The sequence below is a fragment of the Frateuria sp. Soil773 genome (assembly GCF_001428405.1).
Taxonomy (GTDB): domain Bacteria; phylum Pseudomonadota; class Gammaproteobacteria; order Xanthomonadales; family Rhodanobacteraceae; genus LMSL01.
This window is the reverse complement of the sequence record NZ_LMSL01000040.1, coordinates 100,567-121,352: the sequence shown is the minus strand read 5'-3', so window position 1 is coordinate 121,352 and position 20,786 is coordinate 100,567. Positions and strand designations below refer to the sequence as shown.

The following is a 20,786-nucleotide window of genomic DNA, read 5'->3' as shown; positions in this document are numbered from 1 at the left end:
TCAGGACGACGGCGAGAGATCGAACAGCGTGCGCAGGTCGTCGCCGTCGAGGCGCGACAGCGGGGCGGCGGCATCGCCGAGCATGGCGTCGGCCAGGTCGCTCTTGTGTTCCTTCATCGCCTCGATGCGCTCCTCGATGGTGTCGTCGCACAGCAGCTTGTAGACGAACACGGGCTGCTCGCGGCCGAGCCGGTGCGCGCGGTCCACTGCCTGCGTTTCCACCGCCGGGTTCCACCACGGGTCGTAGTGGATCACCGCGTCGGCGGCGGTGAGGTTGAGGCCGACGCCACCGGCCTTGAGGCTGGCCAGCAGGATGGGCGCGTCGCCGGCCTGGAAGCGGCGCACCGGCGAGACGCGGTCGGCGGTGTCGCCGGTGAGCAGCGCGTAGTCGAGCTTCGCCGCGTCCAGCGCCTGGCCGATCAGCGCCAGCATCGAGGTGAACTGGCTGAACACCAGCACCTGGCGGCCGTCCTCGCGCAGCGACTGCACCAGTTCCAGCAAGGCATCGAGCTTGGCCGATGCCGACGGGTCGGCCAGGCCATCGATCAGTCGCGGATCGCAGCACGCCTGGCGCAGGCGCAGCAGGGCGGACAGCACGACGATGCGCGACTGCTCGTCGCGGTAGCGCGCCAGCGCCTCGCGCACGCGCTCGCTCTGCGCCAGCCGCAGCGACTCGTACAACTGGCGTTGGCGCTCGCCCATCGACACGCGCAGCACCGTCTCGGTCTTGGGCGGCAGTTCCGGCGCCACCGTCGCCTTGCTGCGGCGGAGCAGGAACGGCGCGATGCGCTGGCGCAGGATCGCGCGCCGCGCGTCGTCCTCGTGCTGCTCGATCGGCTGGCGGAAGCTGCGGTTGAACGTGCGGTAGTCGCCGAGGTAGCCGGGCAGCACCGCGTCGAAGTGCGCCCACAGCTCGCCCAGATGATTCTCCAGCGGCGTGCCGGTGACCGCGAGGCGATGCTCCGCGCGCAGCTTGCGCACCGCGCGGGCGGTCTGGGTCAGCGGGTTCTTGATCCACTGCGCCTCGTCCAGCACCAGCAGCGAGTAGTCGATGCCTTCCAGCGTGTCGAGGTCGATGGCGAGCAGGGCGTAGCTGGTGACGACGACGTGCGCCGACGCCAGCCGTTCGCGTAGCGAAGCGCGACCGGGGCCGGTGTAGTTGAGGCAGTCCAGCGTGGGCGCGAAGCGTGCGATCTCGTCGAACCAGTTGAACACCAGGCTGGTGGGCGCGACGACCAGCGCAGGGCGTTCCAGCCGGCCGGCTTCCTGTTCGACCAGCAGGTGGGCGATGACCTGCACGGTCTTGCCCAGCCCCATGTCGTCGGCCAGCACGCCGCCGAGCCGGCTTCGCCGCAGCGCTTGCAACCATTGCAGGCCTTCGCGCTGGTAGCGGCGCAGGGTGCCGCGAAAGCCCGGTGGCGGATCGACCGCCGATGCCGATGTCGCGGCATCGCGCAGCGCGGCCAGTATCGCGCCGGCCTCCGCCGCCCGGTTGCCTTCGATGGCGATGCCGTGTTGCTGCAGGCTGCTGCCGAGCGCCAGCGTCTGCGAGCGGGTCAGCGCGAGCCGGCGCGCCTGGCCGTCCCATGGGCGGTCGAGGCATTCCACCAGCGGCGCCATCCATTCGCGCAGGTGCGCCAGCGGCAGCGGCAGCCAGCGGTTCGTGCCGATCGGGGCCAGCCAGTGCGCGTCGCGCGGTTCGTTGGGCGAGGGCGCCAGCGAGAAGGCGCGCCGCGCCAGGCCGCCGAGCACGATGGGCAGCACGTCGATTTCCTCGCCGTCGACGACGGCGGCCAGCTCGAACAGCGTAAAACCCGCCTGCTCGCCGGCATCGAGCGTGGCTTTCAGTTTCGTCTCGCGGGGCAATACCGCGAACGCCAGCTCGGGGTCGTGTTCCAGCGCGAACCCGGCGTCGCCAAGCACCTGCAGGGTGGCCTCCAGGGCAACGAAGGTTTCGGCCCCGCCGCGCCAATGCGTGCGATGCACCAGCGCTTCGGAATCGGGCATGGGCTCGAGCAGGCGGCGCACGTCGGGCTGCAGCGCGGCCAGGTCGGCTTCGTCGAGCGCACGCCGGGCCCGTGCCTCGCCATCGACGTCGCGGGCGATGGCGACGTAGCCGGCCGCGCCGCGGCGGACGGCGCGCTGCCGGAAACCGTCGTCGGCCAGCGGTAGCCGATGGCCCGCGTAGTCGGCGTAGGCGTGCAGGTGGAACACGTGGTCGCCGCGCTGCACGTGGCGCGCGGCGCCGAGCACGAGGACGGGGCGCAGCGGCGCCGCCACCTCCCGCATCGGCGGCGGCGCGGGCGGTGGCGGAAGCCCGGCCAGCAGCGGATGCGGCGGCCAGTCAGCGGCGAGCGCGGCGGCTTCCTCCGGCGGCACCGGCGGCATGTGCCGCACGCTGTCCCACACGGTGCGCGAAAGGCGCAACGCACCGGTTTCGCCGCTGGAAAGATCCAGGTAGCGCAAGCCGTCGAGCTCGAACAACTGGACGTCCTGCGTAGCCGGCCAGCACAGTCCGATCCGGCACTGGCCGTCGCTATCGTGCGACCACTTCCATGACGGATCACGGTCGGCACCGATGCGCAAAGCCTGCATCGTCGGGGCGTGCTGCACGATGCCGGCGCGCAGGCATTCGCCGAGCAGGCGGGCGCCGCTGGCGTCGCGCAGTTCGTAGCCGGCGTCGCTACCGCGCCGTGGCTTCTGGCCGAGGTTCAGCTGCGCCAGCCAGGTCATCGCCTGGCGCGAAAGGTGCGGCTGGACGCGCGGATGATCGAGCGGGAGTTCGTGCGGGAGTTCGTGCGGCGAGCCGGGCTCGGCATCGGGCACCGTCGCGACCAGTTGCATCAGCGGCGTGGCGGGTGAGCGGGCGTCGTCGAGCCACAGCAGGCAGCGCAGCGGCCATGTCTCGGGTTTCTGGTGAGCCTGTCTGGACGGTGCCCCCGGTTCACGCAGGTTTTCGAGGCCCTGCTGCCAGCGTTGCAGCGGCGTCATCGCGCGCGGCCAGTCGAGCAGTTGCTGCAAGCGAATCAGCAGGGCGGCGGCATGGACGCAGCGCACTTGCCCGCAAGTGCAGCGTGCCTCCAGCATGACCTGGCCGAACAGCGGGTACAGGTAGACGGTGGCGCGTGCGCCGCCATCCGCTTCGATCAGCTCGCCTTGCAGCGCCTGCGCCTGCGGGCTGTCGTCGGGCTGGAACCAGATCAGCGGCTTGCGCCAGTCCTTGCCGCGCCGCGCCAACGCTTCCGCCTGCTTGAGCGTGGCGCGGCTGAAGTGAGCCGACAGGGCGAGCTGCCGGATCGTGTCCATCAGCGTGCGCCGCGCCTCTTCCATGCGGGACGACAGGGCGGCATCCGGCAAGGCCGACATGCGGTACCTCAGGCTGCCTGTCGCGAAACTGCCGCATAGAACCACACCGCGGCGCCGTCTCCCGGCCGCCGCGGTCTTTCATATCGAAGCTGGATGCCCATATCGATCTCCGCAAGCGCTGCTCGTCGAAAGCGCGCTCCGGGCGGGGCATTGGGAGGGAACGGGCCTACCAAGGCATCGCGGGCCGGAGGGCGCGACGGGTAGGCATCATCAGCCTTGCGGCGGTTGGGTCGGGGGAGGAATGCCATCTCCCGTTTCCAAGATAGCGGGTGCGCCACGGGGCGGCAAGCAACGAGGGCACGGTACGCGTCGCATGCCCCGGACGATGGGTTGCTGCCATAATGGCCGGCTCGTTTCAGGCTGGCCGCATCATGCGGCCATGGCGGATCGCATGCGCATCGGGATTGATTTCGGTACCAGTTATTCGGCGGCAGCCGCCATCGTCGACGGCCGGCTGGAACTGGTTCGTTTCGGCGAAACCAAGCAGTTCCGCACCGCAGTGTTCTTTCCCGAGCAGGTGCCGGATCCCGCGGATTTCGAGCTGACACCGGCGCTCGCCGCCCAGGTGGAATCCATCGTGCGCAGCTCGCGCATGCAGCAGGGCCACGCCAGCGAGGCCCTGCTGCGGCGCGACGCGCTGCGCGTGGTGCGGCGGCAATGGATGGAAGAGCAAACGCGCGCCGGCGCGGTGTCCATCACCGACTTCCAGCATGCGCTGTTCGGCGACGAGGCGGTCGATGCCTACCTGGACGAGGGCGGCGGCCACCTGGTCGAGTCGCCCAAGTCGATGCTGGGTTACCGGCTCGATCCGCCGGTGCGGCAGGTCATCGTGAACATCGCCGCGCACATCCTCGAACACATCCGGCTGACGGCCACGCGCCAGTTCGGCGTGCCGGTGCGCGGCGCGGTGATCGGCCGGCCGGTGGAATTTCGCAGCTCGATGGGCGAGGCGGGCGGCGCGCAGGCGCTGGAACTGTTGCGCGAGGCGGCGGCGATCGCCGGCTTCGACGAGGTCGCGTTCCTCGAGGAACCCGCCGCCGCGGCCATGCACTACCACCTGGAACTGGCCGAGCGGCGGCGCACGCTGATCGTGGACATCGGCGGCGGCACCACCGACGTCGCCTACGCCGAGCTCGGCGGCGACGAGGCGCCGTTGATCCATCGTAGTTGGGGGCTTCCCAAGGGCGGCAGCGACCTCGACCTGGGCGTCAACCTGCACAGCTTCATGCCGCATTTCGGCCGCGAGGCGGCGGTGGTGCCGGCACACCATTTCGTCGAGGCAGCCAGCGTATACATCCTGCCCAAGCAGCGCGAGTTCCGCCGGCAGAACTATCGCCTGGTCGAGGAGCCGTTCGGTTCGCGCCTGCGCGCGTTGCAGGAGCCTGGAGCCACCACGCGCCTGAACCGTCTGGGCGAACGCATCAAGATCGAACTGGGAACCGCGCTCCGCAGCACGGCAGCGCTGGATTTCATCGAAGGCGGCCTGGCCGTGGCCGTCGGGCAGGGCGACTTCGCGCTGGCCGCGGAAGACTTCATGGCGCGTCTGCGGCGACTGTTGGAACAGGCCCGCGGCGACATCGGCGCGGTTCCGGCCACCGTGTTCCTGACCGGCGGCAGCTCGCGCTCGCCGCACCTACAGGCAGCCGTGTGCGAATGCTTCCCCGAGTCCGCACTGGTCGAAGGCGATCCGTCGCTGGGCGTGGTATCGGGACTGGCCGTGGCCGCTTGCGCCTGATGCGTCGCGGTTGCTCCAGGGACTGAAGCGGCAGCATTGCCGGATGTGCTAGCTTGCCGCCTGGGTGACGAAATTCACCTGTAATTGCTCGTCGGGCTGATGCCTCCTACTGGTTTCGATCGCACGCCAGCCAGGAGCACCCATGTCGTACAGCGGCGAACACCCGCCGACCCGCGTCATGCACTTGGAAGGCAGTCCGCCGGCCCTTGCCTTGGACGAGGCGCTGCAAGCCCACCTTACCCTCGCATTGCAGCGCGCCAGTGCGTACCTGCTTGGCAAGCAGTCGCCGCAGGGCGGCTTCTGCTTCTACCGCGGCTACTACCTCGAAGAGCTCAATCCCGCCGACACATGGCATGGCCTAGCCGTGCTCCGCAACCTGTTGCACGCGGAGCTGCCGCAATGGAAACGTCATGCGGAGTTCGTCGTCAGCCAGACGGTGGAGCCGCAGCCTTTCGCGTTGTATTGCCGCATGCGCTCGCTGTACGCGCTGGACACGATCCATCGGCCAAGTCCAGCTGGGCGAAGCGGCGCATGGATTCGATCTCGTGCAGCGCATCTTCCATACCCGGATCGCTCAGGGCGTACCACTGCTGCATGAAGTGGATGCGAAGCATCGTGCCCAGCGGCATCGGTGGGCGGCATCCTGGGGAATAAATCAGAGCGTCCCTAAGCTGAATTTCCACTTCTGGTTCAGAGGTGGACGCCGGGGCAGGGTGATTAGGGTGGGTTATCGGGGGTAGGCGAGGGCTGCATCCAGCCCTGAGCTCGGTGCGGCGCATGGTCTCGGCACACCCGCTTATCGATTAGGAAGTTGCGCGGTTTGTTTGCGGCATAGTTGCCTTAGAGGTGTAGCCTTCAGCAGATCCAAGTGGGCCATGACATCCGGGCGAACTAGTACGTCGGAACCCACCAGCGAATGAGCTTCGATGCCGTAGCCGTTGGAACGCAAGCGCCATGTCCGCATGACAACGGCGGCGCGGCCCGTCGGATCCTTCCATTGTAGGGCCTGACCTGGGGTGGGCGCCTTCAAGTTTAGGGTGAGCCGAAGTACCAGGGGTGGAATGAGCACGAACCGCCTGCCGAGCCAATCGTCGAGCAGATCGACATAGACGGGTTGGGGGCCGGCTACGTCGCCGATCGCACAAGCGCAATCCACCTCCTCCCACCACTCGTCCGCCGCACCAGGGGGCAGGGGTGTGGCGGTATCGGGCACGTCGCCATCGTCCAGAACACAGACCGCTGCTGCGAAGGCCTGCGTCACGTGATCAGCGGCAAGGTATGTTCGATCATCCTGACGATAGAAGGAGGTTTCCTGCCAAGCGATGCGAACCCAACCGGGGTAGAGTGGATCGCCGTCGGCGATGCGAGGCAGATCACCCACGCCCTCCCGCACGGATTGAGCGGGTTCACCGGCGGGCCGGGGAACCCGGCTAGCGTTCCAGGAAACGTGCAAGCTCGCTTGGGGAAGCACCCAGCGCAGTGCGTCCTCTTCGACTGAGCGCGGCCCCGTGTATTGCGACGGTTCGTGGATAAAGTGGGCGAGGAGCTCGTCCAAGGCCGAGATATACAACTCGGTAGGCCAGCCGAGCACTTCGGCTCGGGGCACCGCATCGCGACTTCGACCACGCTCCAGCTCCCATCGCTCGTTGACGATGGTCTTCGTCTCCTCGCATTCAAAAGCAGGGTCGCTGAGACGACCGAGAAGGTGTTGGGGCAATTCGGGCCAGAGTGAGGTAAGCGCGGACAAGGCCTCGCCATGGGTGCCCATGCTCAGCAACGCGCGGCCTGCAGGCCGAATAGCTGCCGTGGGTTCGGCGACTCCGCGGTAACGGACAGATGCAGGCCGTCCGGCGCGGATGAGGAGACGGGTTGCCAGTGAGGCCACGCTCCACGACGAGCTGCTGCCATGGCTACGAAGCGGAGCGTCGAGCGCGTGGACGAGCTCCCAGGGGAACGTGGGCATCTCATCCAAGGCCTGCAAGATCAACTGAAGACTTGAAACGCAGGTGTCACGCTCCAACGCGCGGGTCAGCGCGGCGACGAAGACCGTAGGATGGATAGCCACGAGCCGTCGGAACGCGCCAAGCGCCGCCTTTTTGCGATTGAGGATCGGGTCGCTGATGCGCGTCACGAGCAGGGCGGCCAATGCCTCATCGGTCGACCATACCGGACGCTTAGAGGGGACCAGGGACTCGAAGTACTGCACCTCTCCAGGCAGGGGAAGCCGAGCATTTAGGATGCAGAAGGCTTGCCACCACGTCGCGGTCGCCACGCCGGGGTCGCCCCAGCGGGCGAGTTGCTCCACAAGGTGACGCGAGATCCCATAGTACTGGCCTCTACGCAGTTTTTCCGCCACTTCTTTGGCCAAAACGCTCTTGGCTATGGCAGGGTTGAGCTGCATCGCGCGGTCGAGCAAAGGCGAGCTATCGAGTCCGCCCATCGCCAACCAACCGCCACCACCGTGCGCGGATGTGTATGCGAGGGTGTACGCCAAGGTCGCCAAGTCCACGTCGCCGCTGTGCTCCAGGCATTCAGCCAGCAGCGGTAGGGGATCATTCGATTGTCGGGACCATTTCGGCGTTTCGCGAGCGAGCAAATACAGTAGGCGATGGACCTGCGTCACCTCTCCTTGAGTAAGCATTTCTGGCAAGCGATAAGCCAAAGGTAATACCAGCGCTTCGACCGTCTCTCGATCCAATTCAATGACGTTCAAGGCCGACCGGATGCCGGCCACAAGATCAGTGATTCGAGCGTCCGGCGCGAACACCGGTCCACGCGATGAGGTTCTGATCACCGTGTTGTTAGCGCGTACTTTTCGTTCGCCGGCCGCTGTCGGTGGCGTCGGCGGCGCAGGGGGAACGATCCAGGGTAAGCCATGCTTCGAGGCGAAATCACGTAGCGTCTCAAGTCCACTTTTGCGGTATCGTCGGCTGTCGTCTGCGACCTCTGCGCACAGCCGAATAAACCGTTCGCGGGCGTAGTCCGGCGAGGCGACCAGCAAGGCCTTCAGGGGCGTCAGGCGTTGCGTGACCAGTTCGCCGGACTGATTTTCATACTCCACGTCGAAAAGTACGCTTTCCCACAGCGCGTCCAGAAGCAGCGGATCGGCTTTGCCGTTAAGGTCGCCGATCGCGTCGGTCAAGGCGATGCCGACCCACCACCCAGGGGCCCCCGGGTCCGAAGCATAGGAGCGGATAAGGTTGTCGATGGCGAGAACGGGATCGACCGCGAGCAGCGCGCGAAACCACGCGTTGGGCGTCCCCTTCGTCGTCCGACCGTCGGTGTGACGCAACACTGCGCTGATGGACGACTGTAACGCTACCAGCCCGGCGAGGGCTTGCGGACGGTCGTGCGCCGACAGCGCGGACACACTCTCGATCGCATCGAAGAGAGCCGGATCCTTGTGAAACCCGTAGCCGAGCAGGAACGGGGCAGCGCGCTGCCAATGGTCGAGCGCCCGCGGGAGCGCGGCTGTGGCGCGAACCGTAGCGGCCTGTAGATGCAGTTCAGCGTGACCGCTGTAGTACGTTCCCAAGGCTTCGGTCTCGCTGATCAGCGTATCCAATGCGTCGTCAACGTGCTTCCGGGCTTCGTCACGGTCAGCGAACTTGGCAAGGATGACAACTAAATCACCGGTGGAGATCGGTCCGCCATCCTCCCGATCCAGCCGCGTGGCTGTCTGGCGGCGGACATCCAATACCACGGGAAGGACTTCGCACCACTCTTCTGAGGTACGCAACAGCGAAAACCCCAAGCTCAGGCTTTCGTTGATGACCTTATGGATGGAGAAGAGATCGCAAGCGCGGGGGTCACCTGCGAAGGGGCGCATGTCGCGGGTGAGCTCGTTAAAGGCCTCAGCGGGAAGCGCAGGGTGGCCGGCACGCTGAGCTGCCTCGGCCTCTGCGATGGCCAGGACGAACCGTATCCAACACGGATACCACCCATATCCGGCGATTTCACGCCGCTGATCGGCCAGATGCCTCGCCGCATCGGGTCCGTGCGCAGCCAAACGCGCAGACGCAACCCAACGGCGAACGGTCACAGCGTCAAGCATCCCGGCATGCTCGAAGCGTTTCATCAGGGTGACGGGGTCCATCGTCAGCGATTGAGCAGCGGCGACTGATGCGCCTCGTTCAACACATCGCATCACCTCTTCGGGCGACGTTGCAAACGCAAGGGCGGCGGCGGCCATCGCGCGCGCTCGCCCGTCATGGCCGCCATGCAAGGAGTCGGCGGCCCCCAACAACAGGGCACACGCATAAGGTGCGGGAAGAGAAAAGACCGTTGAACGCGCCGGATCCGCTCGCTGCGCGATGCGTTCCACCAAGTGCGGTGACAGTTCTTCGGCTAAGAGACGCCCAACCCGACGCACGAACGTGGGGCTGAGGGTAGATTCGCCGAGGCACAGATGGCTGTGAACCTTATGCACTACCCGGAACCATTGGCCCAGTCGGAGCCGTCCCTGCAGGACTGCGAGCCAGATGGGCTCATCAGTGAGCAAGGCATCACCAGGATCCGAGGCAGGAACGGTATGGCGGTCTTGATCGTCATCGACCGGTAGGTTCAGATATTCCTTCCACGGGGCGACGGCGTGGGCGGCATCAACTGCCGCGCACACCAACAAGCCCTCGTCGCGTTCCAGTGTCGGGCGGCCGTCAAAAAGCAGGCGTTCGGCGGTTGCTTCGGCCCCATGAATGGCTTGGAACGCACGCCAATAGTCATCCCAGCGGTTGGCCCCCTCATCGAAGCACGTGGCAAGTGAGCGCAGAAGCTCACTGCAGCGGGCGAGCGCCACCCAATCCTGGGCGCGTGCTGCCACATCGCATGCCAGCCACAGGTTTTGCTCGATGGCCTGTTCCGAATGCCCACCAAGCAGACTTTCCCGAACGAACGATTCGGTCACGCGCTCAAGCACCTCCGACTCTCGTCCCGCACGTCGCAATAGCAGGAGCAAGAACCGATAGCTCTTGGCGTCCCCGTAAAAATCGCGGCTGACAAGCCATGTGATCACAGGATTGAGCACGGAGGACAGTTGTCTCCCCGCGCTTTGTAGGCGCGTCAGCATGAAACGGCGAAAACTTTCGTGGAAGATCCGCACGCCGCCTTGCGCCGTAGCTTGACTAAGAATGGGAGCAAGGGCCGTCAGCGCGTCCCCCACCCAACCGCCCAACAGCGGTCCCGTGATCTCGACCAAGTCGCGGTCGGTTACCCCGAAGTCCAGCACGCCAAGCAGGTCGGCAACCGCTTTGGCTTCCTGGCTGACTCTGGCGTAAAGGTGCTGGTAATACCGCGCAATGTCGCCTTCGATCACCGGTGTGTCGCGCAGCCACTCCTCGGGGGTGGCTGCGAGGCCTTCGGTCAACGCTTTCATCAATCCGCGAATCAGATACCGCGCGTACAGCGGATTGCCTTCCGAGCGCGCCGTGAGCAGATCCAGCACAGTTTTCCGATCCTCCGCGTCCCGCCAATGCAACTGATCGAAAGTCGCCAGCAGGCCATGGCTGCGCGCCAGGCCAACGATGTCGTCGGCAGACCACGGCTCGACCTCGTGGGTGGCAAGCGTGTCACCAAAGGCGTCGCACAACGGGGCTAGGTGATCGCCCGGTTGGGTCCCGATAACAAGGGTTACGGTGATGGGAAGTTGCAAGGTGGCGAGGTACTCGACGATATCCGTATCGGCCTCGCTGAGGGTGACGGAGGCGGCGCGCACCCGGGCAATGTGATCCAGTCCGTCGATGATCAAGACGATTCGAACGCCCACCGCGGCGGCCTCGGCCAGCCGCCGCTCCAGTTCTGCCGGCCCCGCCGCAAAGCCGAAAGGGGGTAGGTCACTGCGTCCGGCCAACGCGTCGTTCAGCTCGCCAAGCAGGTTGCCAAAAAAAGTATCGGCAATGACGCGCCGTTCCAGCAGTTCATCGCCGGGATCAAGGAAACAATAGTGGCGGGCCACGATCTGTCCGGCGTCGGCGAGATCATCGGCGAGTTGCGTCAGCGCCCATGACTTGCCTGCCCCAGGCCCGGCGAGCAACACATGCCGGCCGCCATGCGCCACCGCTCGACGCAGGTGCTCTCGCTGGTCAAGCCGTGGCTGCAGCACCGCGCGGTCGAGGGGAAAGGCCTGCGCGATGCGACCGAAATCCGTACGGATACCGAGTCGACGCGCGATCTCGCTCGGAGTCAGCCGGGCACCGCTTGCCCGAGCAGTCGTCGCCAGATGGATGGCCAAGGCGGCGACATCCCCGACCTCACGATCAGCGTTTGGATACCGTCCGATGCCGATTCGGCCATTGAGCACATCCAACAACGATCGTTCGAGCGCTCCCGGCGCGTTCAGATCTAGCGAGGCGGCAGGCAGCTCCAGTTCCACAATGAATCGCTGGCAAAAACGCACTACATCCTCACGAGTGATGCATGGCTCGCCATCGTTCTGTATAAGACAAGTAAGCTGGGGGTTCTGATCCTCTGGCCATACTTGGTCTACCACCAAGAAGTAACGCCGACTGGTTCCTTCAGCCACCGTCGACGGCTGGTCGCACGGTTCCAGCAGCAGTGTCAATGGATCGCCCGCCGACGGCGACCGCCACGTCGCGCATAGCCGATACTCGTCGGCCGCGTCATCGCCTTGGGCTAGGAATGTGCGGACCAAACGATCGAGGCGGAGTGACGACGAGGCGCTATTGAAGCTGGCGATGTCCAACTCTGTATCGATGCTGGCGCTGTGCTTGATTTGTCGACGAATGCGCCGCTTGCCGGTGTCAACCTCAAGGTCATCGAATCGATCATCGTCGACGACCTTTCGGTCCACGACGACGGCGTGATAGTCCTCGCATAGCGCCAGGACGGTGACATAGGCGCTCAAAAGATCCTGATAGGCGTAGCCTCGGTGTGCAGCGGCGAGCCGGCCATGCGTGGGCGCTAGAATCGTCGGTAGCTCAGACAAACCGGATCTCCAGAAAAAAATTAAAAGATGCGGCAGCCGGCCATGTGGTCGGCGCGCTCAGCTCGGCCTAAGGACCGTGGCAGCGCTTGTACTTTTGACCGCTGCCGCACCAACACGGCTCGTTGCGTCCGGGAGCGGCGCCCGCTGGCGGTGTTGCCAATCCATGCAACTTCCACTCCTGGCGGCGCACGTCCGCCTGCGGCACCATCCCCGGCTCGACAGGGTCCAGGGCGGGAACACGTTCACCTGTCGCTATTCGTACAGTTTGATCGGCATCCACACTCACAATGATCAAGTAAGCGGAGGCGGTCCGCGCGAAAGCGGCGACAGCGCCGGCGACAGGCCGTGCCGAAGGATCATGTTCGTCATCGCGGCGCCGATACCAGAAAACGAGCGGTACCGTCGTGCGGAGCCAGCCGGACACGTGCGTTTGATGGCGCAGGGCAAGTCGACTGGCTCGCAGTAACGTCGCCAACGGCTCCCGCGTCACCATCGGTAAATCGCGCAGCATCTCGTTGACCTCCAGCCACCCCGGCGACGCATCCGCCTCCAAGGCCGTGAGAACCTGATTGAGTTCCGCCGGCCCACCCGCAGCGGCGCCGGGATCACCCTCGGGATCCATGAAGTAAGCGTCGACGGAGTTGCTCATGCCGTCGACCAAGATGAGGCCAGCACGGTCAGCGCCGTGTTGTCGCATAAACGCATCCGGGTACCGGCCATAGCGGAGGTAGGCGCCCAAATGATCGGTTTCATCGAAGAGCAGCAGTTGGGGGAAGCCAGCCGCTGCCTGGCGCACGGCGAGATAGTGCAAGAGGGCACCGGCGCTCGGCAGAACCCGCCGCAGAACGAATAATTCGTCGATGGCCACGGAAATGAATGGGTACTGCCCCAAAATAGGAGTGATGCCCGGCAACCGCGCTGCGGCTGCGGAGAAGGGAGACATCGACTCGACAGTGAGGCCGATTGGGATGATGCGACGGAAATCGCCAAGCCGCAGCCGCACCACTTCCCGATAGCGGCCGTCGCGGTACTCGCAAAGCGGCAAGTCGCCGAGTTCCTCGAGCCGATCCAACAGGCCCTTGCACTGCGTGTAAGCCTTGGTGATCAGGTCCTGGATGGCGCGAGCGTGCCGTGGAAAGTCGCTGGCTGGCGAGGCCACAGTCGCTGCGACCCCCGCCTTGGCCTCGACGATGATCAGCGTATCTTCGAGAAGGATGACCGTGTCGTTCTCTCGCCAGTTGCTCCCGGCAATCCGGTAGTAGACCGAGCGGTAGACGCGCGCACGCTGCAGTTGAGGGGCAAAAATCGTACTGAATGCATCTTCCGCCATGGCTTGTTGCCGTTGCCGGAAGGCGGTTCGGTGCGCATCGTCGCCTTGTTGGAGCTGGTGGAGCAAGATGGGGTAACTGGCGTCGCGCACGAAGCTCGGGTCGGTGAGATAAAACTCGTCACCAAGCCGGATCAGAGGGCGCTTTCTGGCGGGAAGCGTGAGGAAGGGAGACCCGGCGAAGGCGCCGGCCGCCCAGAAATTACCTTCTTCCCCTGGTTGGTAGGCCAGCACCTCCAGTAATGCCGGCGGCAGGTCACAGTGTCGATTGACGTGACAGATACCGCCCATGAGCAGGTCGGCCATCGCATCCTGCATCGATGCGTCTCGATGCGGCCCTTCGGCCCGCCATTGCTCCGTAGCTACATCTAGCGATAGTCCTTCGCGCTCCACGCGTTCTTGCACTTCGTCGAAGGCAGCTCCCAAGGTGGCCATTGCCTGGGCCTGGCCCATGCGTAACGCATTGGCGAGCGCTTGAATGCCATCGGCAATGGCGTCAGCTCCCGCGCCGAAGCGCGACCGCAACGCATCGTCATGCGGCGCCAGAGCGAACCGATAGAATTCGTCCTCCATCACCTGATAACGATTGCCGCGCAGCATGATCCAGTTCTGGAGCGCACGTACGAGAAGATCCGCGTTGGCCTCGCCAAACGGGCCTTCCTGGTGACGACGTGCCCATCGCATCGCCGCCATCATGGCTTTCTGACGCAGTTCTTGCGCCGTCGCCAGCAACAGCGCAATAGAGGTCTCGTCCAGCCGGGCCGCAGGTTCCGCTGCCGTGCCGGCCCATGCCGCATGAGCGTATTCGAGGACGAACTGGAACTGGCTGAGTTGATCGCGGTCTGCCGGCCTGGTGGCCTGCACGTGCGCCGACGAGTCATTGTCCTGATGCAGGCGGGCTAGAAGGAGCTGGGCGTACAGGTACCCGAGCAACTCCGGCAACGGCTGCGCAAGAATCAAATTACGCAACTGCTCGGCAAGCGTGGTCAGTTCAGCGTAGGCAGTGGCGTCGTCCTCTGGTCGAAGCCACACGTCAATGGGCGCTTTCGCCATGGATGTTGCCCTCCGTTGCAAATGTCACCGGTAGTATCGCAGTGTGTGACTGACCCGCAAACGCTCACTGCGACCTAGGCGTCACCGTTGCGCGACGCGTCCGCCGCCTCCACGCGGGCGGATTGTCCGAACAGCCAATACGTGCCTGGATCTAGCCCGATCAGTGCGGCGGCACGGCGAGACACCTCGCTCACCTCAAGCGCGCTCAACGAGCAAGTCGCACCGGGCGAGGAGAGCGATTGGCAAACATGTTTCAGGTCCTGCAGCCATTCATCGAGTCGGTACTTCGGATTCGCGCGTCCGAAGTTCCTGGGGCGAGATGGGCGCTCCGCACTGGCTTAGCATGGATCACGCCGTTTTCGCCTATCGTCGAGGCTATAGAGTGGCATTGATCCGATGAGCTGGTTGGGATTTGCGAGTTGCTTCTTCCGCTCTTCGACGCCGATTGCGAAGGATACGTAGAATAGTGCGGATCGCGCCATCTGCATGACTCGGATCGCTTTGGCTTCAAGTTCGTCGCTGCCGATGGCGATGCCGAAGCCGTCGTTGTTCGCCCCGTTGATCGTGAACGGCTTGGCCCAACCTTCGCTTACGCGCAGATAGGTGTGCTCCAGCGCGTTACGGATACCGTGCAGTTCACGAGCATCGGCTGCGGTTGTCTGCTTGAGCTGGTCGTCGAACAGTTCCTTCGACAACCAGAATAGACCACGTAGCGGCAGATTATCACGCTCCTCGAACTGTGGTAACAGGCGTGCCTTGTCCTCGACCATCCACACGTTCTTAAAGTTAATCCTGTCCGGTACTTTGCCTAAAGCCCAGTAGCGATAAACAAGAAAGGCGACCTTGTCGAGAAGCGAATAGGCAATGCGGAAGGCCATGCGAATCCGCTCGCTAGCCAGTGAATAGAGTGGATAGTCAAGCGTGTCTGTGAGAGCGACCCCGCGATCAGAGAAATGGATCCGCGTGCTGCTCACTCCCTCGAAAAGCGTGAAGCGCGCCGAGGTGTATTCCTGCTTCATCTGGCTGAAGAAGCCAACGATCGGCGGAGGCAGATGGCCGTTGGGACGCTCGTTCAATCCTTCAATTAGTGGCGGTAGCATCAGATTGTCGATTGCCGCAGCCAGATGCGGTCCAAGATCGTTCAGGGGGCATAGAAAGAGACGGTGCTCAAGGCACCAGTTACGGTAGGCACGCTCGGTTCTTGACCGGCCTTCATTGCCACGATCGAGGTCCTGCATTTCTCGGACCGCATCGATATTGACGGTGCTAGCGAGTTCCGTCGCCTCGTTAGCGAAATAGGCGAGTGCGGCTCGCGGATCAACGGAATCATGGAATGCATCCTCGGCCATCGTCGAACGAAGAGCGTCAAAGGCGTGCAGAGCGAGGATCGCGCGCTCACGATTGTCGACTACCATGCCAGCATAGCCTTTGAGGCCACAGCCGCGGTTACCGCGTGCCATCGCGAAGTTCGGAATGATCTTGAGAGCCGAATCCCACGCGGCGACCGCATCGATTGGACGGCCGACTAGACTGAGGAGGTTCGCGTGGTTAGTGAGGATTTGACACTGACGAACCTTATCAAGGCTCGCAAAGCCAGCATGGTTTGAAGCGCGCGACAGCGCGAGCAGCTCCGCCTCCAGCTCGGGTGCCGCCCAAGACCAAGATAGTCGGACCTTCGCTATGTGCGAACGTGCCGCCCAAGCATTGGCTCGGAAATACTCGACCAACGCGCCATCCGAGTCGACAAGTTTTCGCTTCGACAATTCGTCGAGCAAATAGAGTGCGCGCTTAGCACCACGTTCAAAAGACGCATCGAAGGCATCGTCAATCAACCTGCCGATGTGTGCGAGTGCCTCAGCATCGCTCATTTTCGTGATGCTGCGTTCGCAATTCTTGCTCAGATCTTCGAAGCTAAGATTTGTGACCATGGCCTCTATCGTTTCATCGAAAAGCAGGCGGGCTCACATGAAACCTACACAGCTCCGTTGGCCCAGGCCCCTACATCGTGAGAATAATCTACTTGAGTAGTCGAGCTGCCGGATTTTCCTCGGCGGCGCCAGATTGGAAATACCCGATCACGCTCGCCACCGAGCGGTGCTCGGTCATCGCCATCACCGCCGGCAAGGGTACGCCCTGCTTACCCGCTTCAGTCACAAAACCCGATCTAAGGCTGTGCGCCCCGAAATTGCCCTCCAGTCCTGCCATCGCTGCCCGCCGTTTGACGATCGTCGCCACCGAGCCCGGTAGAAGGGCAGGGCCTACCCGATCCTTCCATATCCGCCGGAAAATAGCCCCCTCATGGATCCCCGCCGCCTTGAGCCAGGCCGCGAGCGCCTCGGCGCTACGCCCCAGGATCGGTTTGTCCGGTGTCGAATCCACTTTCACCCCGGCCTGCTGCGTCTTCGAATACTCCAACCGATAGATGTAGCCGTCCTCGCCGACCTTGCGCAGATCACGCAGATCGGCCGCCGCAATCTCGCTGCGTCGGCGTCCGCCGCTGGCGAAGCCGAAGCAGAGCAGGGCACGATCGCGCAGCCCTTCCAGCGAGTCGTCGCAGGTGGCCAGCATGGCTTCGAGCTCCGGGCGCGTGATCGCGGTCTTCTTGGTCGGCCGCTCGCCACGTTTGACCGCGGCGCGTCGGGCGCGGCTGAGCAGCGTGCGCACGCTGGCCAGCTCGCACGGGTTCGTCAGGCGTTTGAGCTTGTGCGCCGTCGACAGCACGGCCACGCGCTGGACCACGGTGGCGAGCTTGAGCGGTCCCAGCTTGGCCTTGAGGCCGGCGGCGACTAAGGCCTGATCGATCGCCGGCGGCAGCTCGCTGACCAGGCCGGTTTTGCTTTTGCGCTGGATATGGTCGACCAGGAACTGGATCACCACGGCCTCGCTGACGGGCAAGGTGAGCTCGACGCCGAAACGCGCCTGGTGCCAGCCGGCCCAGTAACGCAGGGCGGCCGTGTAGCTGCGCGTGGTATTGGCGGCGGCCGCTTCCGCGAGCAGTTCGCGCACGGCGTCGGCGGCCTGCTGGGCCAATTGCTCCGGCAGCACGAGGCTGGCGGCAGGTGCGGCAAGGGCGGGTAAGTAGCGTTTATGATTCATAATATGTAATGTACATTACGACATAGGGCGCCTACTGGCGATAATCATCACTTATCGCGAGTACGAAACCAAGCGGGCAGGGCGCCGATCGAGGAGACCATTCCATGCGCACAGGGATCACCCAGGACCAGGTCGACCGCGCCGCCGATGCGCTGGTCGCTGCCGGCGACAAACCGACGGTGGAAAAAGTGCGGGCTGCGTTGGGCACCGGCTCACCGAACACGATCACGCGGATGCTGGACACGTGGCGCGGTGGCTTGGCGGAGCGCCTCCAGAACGTCCTGCAGCTCCCGGAACTCCCGGCGGAAGCGGGGCAGGCGATGACCGCGCTCTGGCAGTTGGCCGTGGCGCACGCGGAACGCCTCCTCCAAGCCCGGCTGGCCGAAGACCGGGCCGCCCTTTCGGCGAGCGAGGCCCGTCTCCACGAGGAACGCGCGTACTGGACGGCCACCTTGGCCGAGGCCGAGACCACGGTGGCCCAAGCCCGGACGCGCCAGGAGCTGGCCGAACATGCCTGTGCCAACCTGGACAGCCAGCTCCGCGACAGCCACGCCCTGCGGGAGGACCTGGTCCAACAGCGGGATCGATTGCAGGCATTGGTCGATCGTCAAACCAGCGAAATCGAAGCGCTTCAAGCGGAACGCCATACTCGTCTCGCCGCCGCCGACCAGGAGCGAGAGCGTATCGCGGCGCACGTCCGGGCTATCGAGGATCGCGCTCACCAGGAAGTGGATCGCGCCCGGCAAGAAACCAAGCAATGGCAGCAGCGTCACGATGCCGCGGAACGGGGGCAGCGTGACGCTGCTCAAGCTCTTGAAGCGCGATACACGGTGTCCCACCGGCAGCTGCAAGAAGCCGAAAGAGAAGTCGCGCGTCTCTCGGGGCAAGTCGTTGCGCTTGAAACGTCACTAGCAAAGGTCAGTACTGTCCGGACAACGAAGCGAAGTCTACGATCAGCTGCATCATCGAAAGCTGCCAAGGCGCGGAAGCCCAAGTGAGGACCGGAACAGCAGCCGCGAAGCGTTCTCCGCTGCCTAGGTTTCACTGCGCTGCATTCTCCAGTTAGAGGTTTGTCTGCGCTGCATTCCCCGGTGCAGAACTTCATCTGCGCCATTTGCAGAGGTTTACTGCCGCGGAAGTAGAGGTTTCTCTGCGGAGAACAATGGCCATAGGCAGCCAAAAGGACGGCCTTCGGCTCCATCGGCGGCCATCCTTGATTGCGCATAATGTATATTATGTAAAATTACTAGTACCTGGGCTCAGGAGCATCCATGGGTGCCCCCCAAGCGTTCGAAGAACGATTCGCTGATGCCTAGCGCAAGCCGAGTTTGTCGCAGATGGCATCCCGAGCGGCCTGACGGATCGTCGGCCAGTTGCGCCGCCCTGATTCCAGGATGACTAGTTGCGGGTCGATATGCGTGAGGATCACGCTGGCATCGTCGACCGTCCGGGCACTCCTGGGAATGTAGAGGACGGCCACGTCGCCGTTGTACGGGGATGAACGGTCGACCCTGCCCTCCGGCGTGAGGTGGCCGTGCAACGGTTTGGAGGTGTAGCGTCCTTGAAATCGGCCGGCGACGCGAAGGTCGAGAAAATCACCCGGGTGCAGTGGATAGCGAAAGTAGTAGGAGACGCGCGGGACGCGTCGCAAGGCATCGAGGTCGATCGCGTCGAGCGGCAGGCCTGGCATTGTCCGATCAACTGTCCGAGCGGGTGAAAGCCCGCAAGATCGTCCGCCCCGATGCGAGCCGCGCTGCATCGCTGGCTCTCCGCCGCCACGTGAAGCGATGGCACCTGTCGACGGCGTGCCGGGGACAGGTGCCATCGCGCCGGGTCGCCTGTTCGGCCACCTGAAAGCGGCGGATTCCACCCAGCGCCATCACCGGCATCGCAGCCACCTTTCGAATATCGCGGGCAACACACTCCACGAACTACGCTTCACGACGCCCTCCTCCGATCAAAGTCTCTTACGGCCCGGGGACTCACCCGCGCCGGTTCGAACCCGGTTCCATGGACGCCCGATGAAGCACGGATTTCATCACGAAGTCGGCCGACACTTCTTCGCCGCACAGGATCTTGGCCGCCAGTTCGCCGCCCAGGACCTGCGGTGCAATCATCAGGTCAGGGCGGACGAGCCGGATGCGTTCCAGGTGCCGGGCATCGTTGACCGCCACCACGGTCTGCGTTGCGGGGTTCACCTCGCGCACGGCCAGCACCACGAAAGCGTTGTCCGAATCGTCGGCAAGCATCGCCAGGACGGTTCGGGCCTTGTCGCTGCCGGCTTGGCGAAGGACATCCGCGTTCCCCGGGTCGCCGATCACCACGTCCTCTCCCGTGCCGCCGGAAGGTTTCGTCGCCTCGTTGAAAATCCGTGTGACGGGCTGACCGCGCCGCATCAATTCGCGCCACGTGTTGTCCGCCAGAGGGGTATCGCCAACGACGATGAAATGATTTTTCCTGTCCATTTGCTTGAGCTTCTTGTCGACGATGCCTTTGAGGCTGCGGGAAACCAGCGGTCCGATCACCGCGGTCAGCGAGGTTGCGAACACGGTAATGCCGAGCGTGATCAGCGAGATGCTGAACAGTCGCGCCTCCGTCGTATGGGGCGTGATGTCCCCGTACCCCACGGTGCTGGTGGTGACGATGGCGAAATACAGCGCCGTGGCCAGGTCTTCGATGCGTGGAGTGAACTGGTCGCCGAGATAGTAGGACCCATAGGTGGCGTAGAGCAGCAGCATCACCATGGACGTCAACGCGAACAGGGTGCCGGCGGCCATGCTGGATCGATCGAATCGGCGACCCGCCGCGAGGAGCGCGACCAGGACCAGGGCGTAATAGACCGCCAGCCCCTGCCCTGCGTGGCGAGCGCTGAACACCAGACTGGCGATCGCCGTCAGGGACAGCAGCAACGCCATCGCCCAAGCCATCCGTGACCGGAAGACCAGCCCGAGGGCCATGGTCAGCATGCCCACGCCGATCAGGAGGCGCGGAAGCAGGGCCAGATCGAGGTCCATGCGCCCGGACAGCATCGCGGGCAGGAGCACCCGCCAGTTCAGGCCATGATCCGAATCGAGCAGCAGTGCGCCCCCCATGGCGATCAGGAGGGCCAGCGGAACCTGCGGAAACCAGAGGCGCGCGTGCATGACTCGCTGGAGACGGCTCGACGCCTCGCGAAGCCGCTTGAAGTGGGGCAGTTGCATGATTCCGATCCGTCGCCATGGCCGGCCATTGGCCCTTCACGATCCCGTCCGGCCACCGGATCGCCATAC

At 64.4% G+C, this 20,786-nt stretch carries 9 protein-coding genes, 1 pseudogene and 1 riboswitch; of the genes and pseudogenes, 2 read left to right on the top strand and 8 right to left on the bottom strand.

The features are described 5' to 3' along the window. On the bottom strand, nt 1-3,366 hold the full coding sequence (locus tag ASG87_RS14855; RefSeq protein WP_056006812.1) for a DEAD/DEAH box helicase: 3,366 nt from the start codon (nt 3,364-3,366) through the stop codon (nt 1-3). A gap of 194 nt (nt 3,367-3,560) precedes the next feature. Continuing rightward, nucleotides 3,561-3,627: riboswitch (Fluoride riboswitch) on the bottom strand. 130 nt (nt 3,628-3,757) lie between these two features. Here ASG87_RS14855 and ASG87_RS14850 point away from each other — a divergent pair. Then, complete coding sequence (locus ASG87_RS14850) at nt 3,758-5,101, top strand: Hsp70 family protein (protein WP_056007345.1); 1,344 nt, start codon at nt 3,758-3,760, stop codon at nt 5,099-5,101. Between the two features lie 488 nt (nt 5,102-5,589). Here the strand turns inward: ASG87_RS14850 and ASG87_RS19600 are convergent. From ASG87_RS19600 to ASG87_RS14820, 5 genes and pseudogenes are all read right to left on the bottom strand, one after another. Continuing rightward, nucleotides 5,590-5,739, bottom strand: a pseudogene (locus ASG87_RS19600) (transposase); the annotation flags it as partial. A 158-nt stretch (nt 5,740-5,897) separates the two neighbouring features. Then, a complete protein-coding gene (locus tag ASG87_RS14840) occupies nt 5,898-12,041 on the bottom strand; it encodes an ATP-binding protein (RefSeq protein WP_157511114.1) in 6,144 nt (2,047 codons plus the stop codon). A 67-nt stretch (nt 12,042-12,108) separates the two neighbouring features. Next, nucleotides 12,109-14,421: an SEC-C domain-containing protein gene (locus ASG87_RS14830; RefSeq protein WP_056006800.1), complete on the bottom strand. Its 2,313-nt coding sequence runs from the start codon at nt 14,419-14,421 to the stop codon at nt 12,109-12,111. 338 nt (nt 14,422-14,759) lie between these two features. Then, nucleotides 14,760-16,349, bottom strand: a complete 1,590-nt coding sequence (locus ASG87_RS14825; protein WP_200949126.1) for an LA2681 family HEPN domain-containing protein — start codon at nt 16,347-16,349, stop codon at nt 14,760-14,762. Between the two features lie 88 nt (nt 16,350-16,437). Then, the gene (locus tag ASG87_RS14820) at nt 16,438-17,517 is read right to left on the bottom strand and encodes a site-specific integrase (protein ID WP_056006794.1); all 1,080 of its coding nucleotides are present in this window, start codon (nt 17,515-17,517) and stop codon (nt 16,438-16,440) included. Between the two features lie 104 nt (nt 17,518-17,621). On the opposite strand from ASG87_RS14820, the gene ASG87_RS19595 reads away from it, so the two are divergent. Next, nucleotides 17,622-18,515 (top strand): DNA-binding protein, encoded by an 894-nt coding sequence (locus tag ASG87_RS19595; protein WP_082583012.1) that lies wholly within the window; start codon nt 17,622-17,624, stop codon nt 18,513-18,515. A gap of 314 nt (nt 18,516-18,829) precedes the next feature. Here ASG87_RS19595 and ASG87_RS14810 read toward each other — a convergent pair whose 3' ends face one another. Both ASG87_RS14810 and kch read right to left on the bottom strand, forming a co-directional pair. Continuing rightward, nucleotides 18,830-19,207 (bottom strand): hypothetical protein, encoded by a 378-nt coding sequence (locus tag ASG87_RS14810; protein WP_056006787.1) that lies wholly within the window; start codon nt 19,205-19,207, stop codon nt 18,830-18,832. A gap of 292 nt (nt 19,208-19,499) precedes the next feature. Then, complete coding sequence (gene kch / locus ASG87_RS14805) at nt 19,500-20,717, bottom strand: voltage-gated potassium channel protein (RefSeq protein ID WP_056006784.1); 1,218 nt, start codon at nt 20,715-20,717, stop codon at nt 19,500-19,502. Nucleotides 20,718-20,786: the final 69 nt, after the last annotated feature.

Bases quoted from the DNA above. Each gene is read 5' to 3' on its own strand.
- ASG87_RS14810 (WP_056006787.1), bottom strand. From the start codon at position 19,207: ATGCCAGGCCTGCCGCTCGACGCGATCGACCTCGATGCCTTGCGACGC.
- ASG87_RS14850 (WP_056007345.1), top strand. From the start codon at position 3,758: ATGCGCATCGGGATTGATTTCGGTACCAGTTATTCGGCGGCAGCCGCC.
- ASG87_RS19595 (WP_082583012.1), top strand. From the start codon at position 17,622: ATGCGCACAGGGATCACCCAGGACCAGGTCGACCGCGCCGCCGATGCG.
- ASG87_RS14830 (WP_056006800.1), bottom strand. From the start codon at position 14,421: ATGGCGAAAGCGCCCATTGACGTGTGGCTTCGACCAGAGGACGACGCC.
- ASG87_RS14825 (WP_200949126.1), bottom strand. From the start codon at position 16,349: ATGGTCACAAATCTTAGCTTCGAAGATCTGAGCAAGAATTGCGAACGC.
- kch (WP_056006784.1), bottom strand. From the start codon at position 20,717: ATGCAACTGCCCCACTTCAAGCGGCTTCGCGAGGCGTCGAGCCGTCTC.
- ASG87_RS14855 (WP_056006812.1), bottom strand. From the start codon at position 3,366: ATGTCGGCCTTGCCGGATGCCGCCCTGTCGTCCCGCATGGAAGAGGCG.
- ASG87_RS14820 (WP_056006794.1), bottom strand. From the start codon at position 17,517: ATGAATCATAAACGCTACTTACCCGCCCTTGCCGCACCTGCCGCCAGC.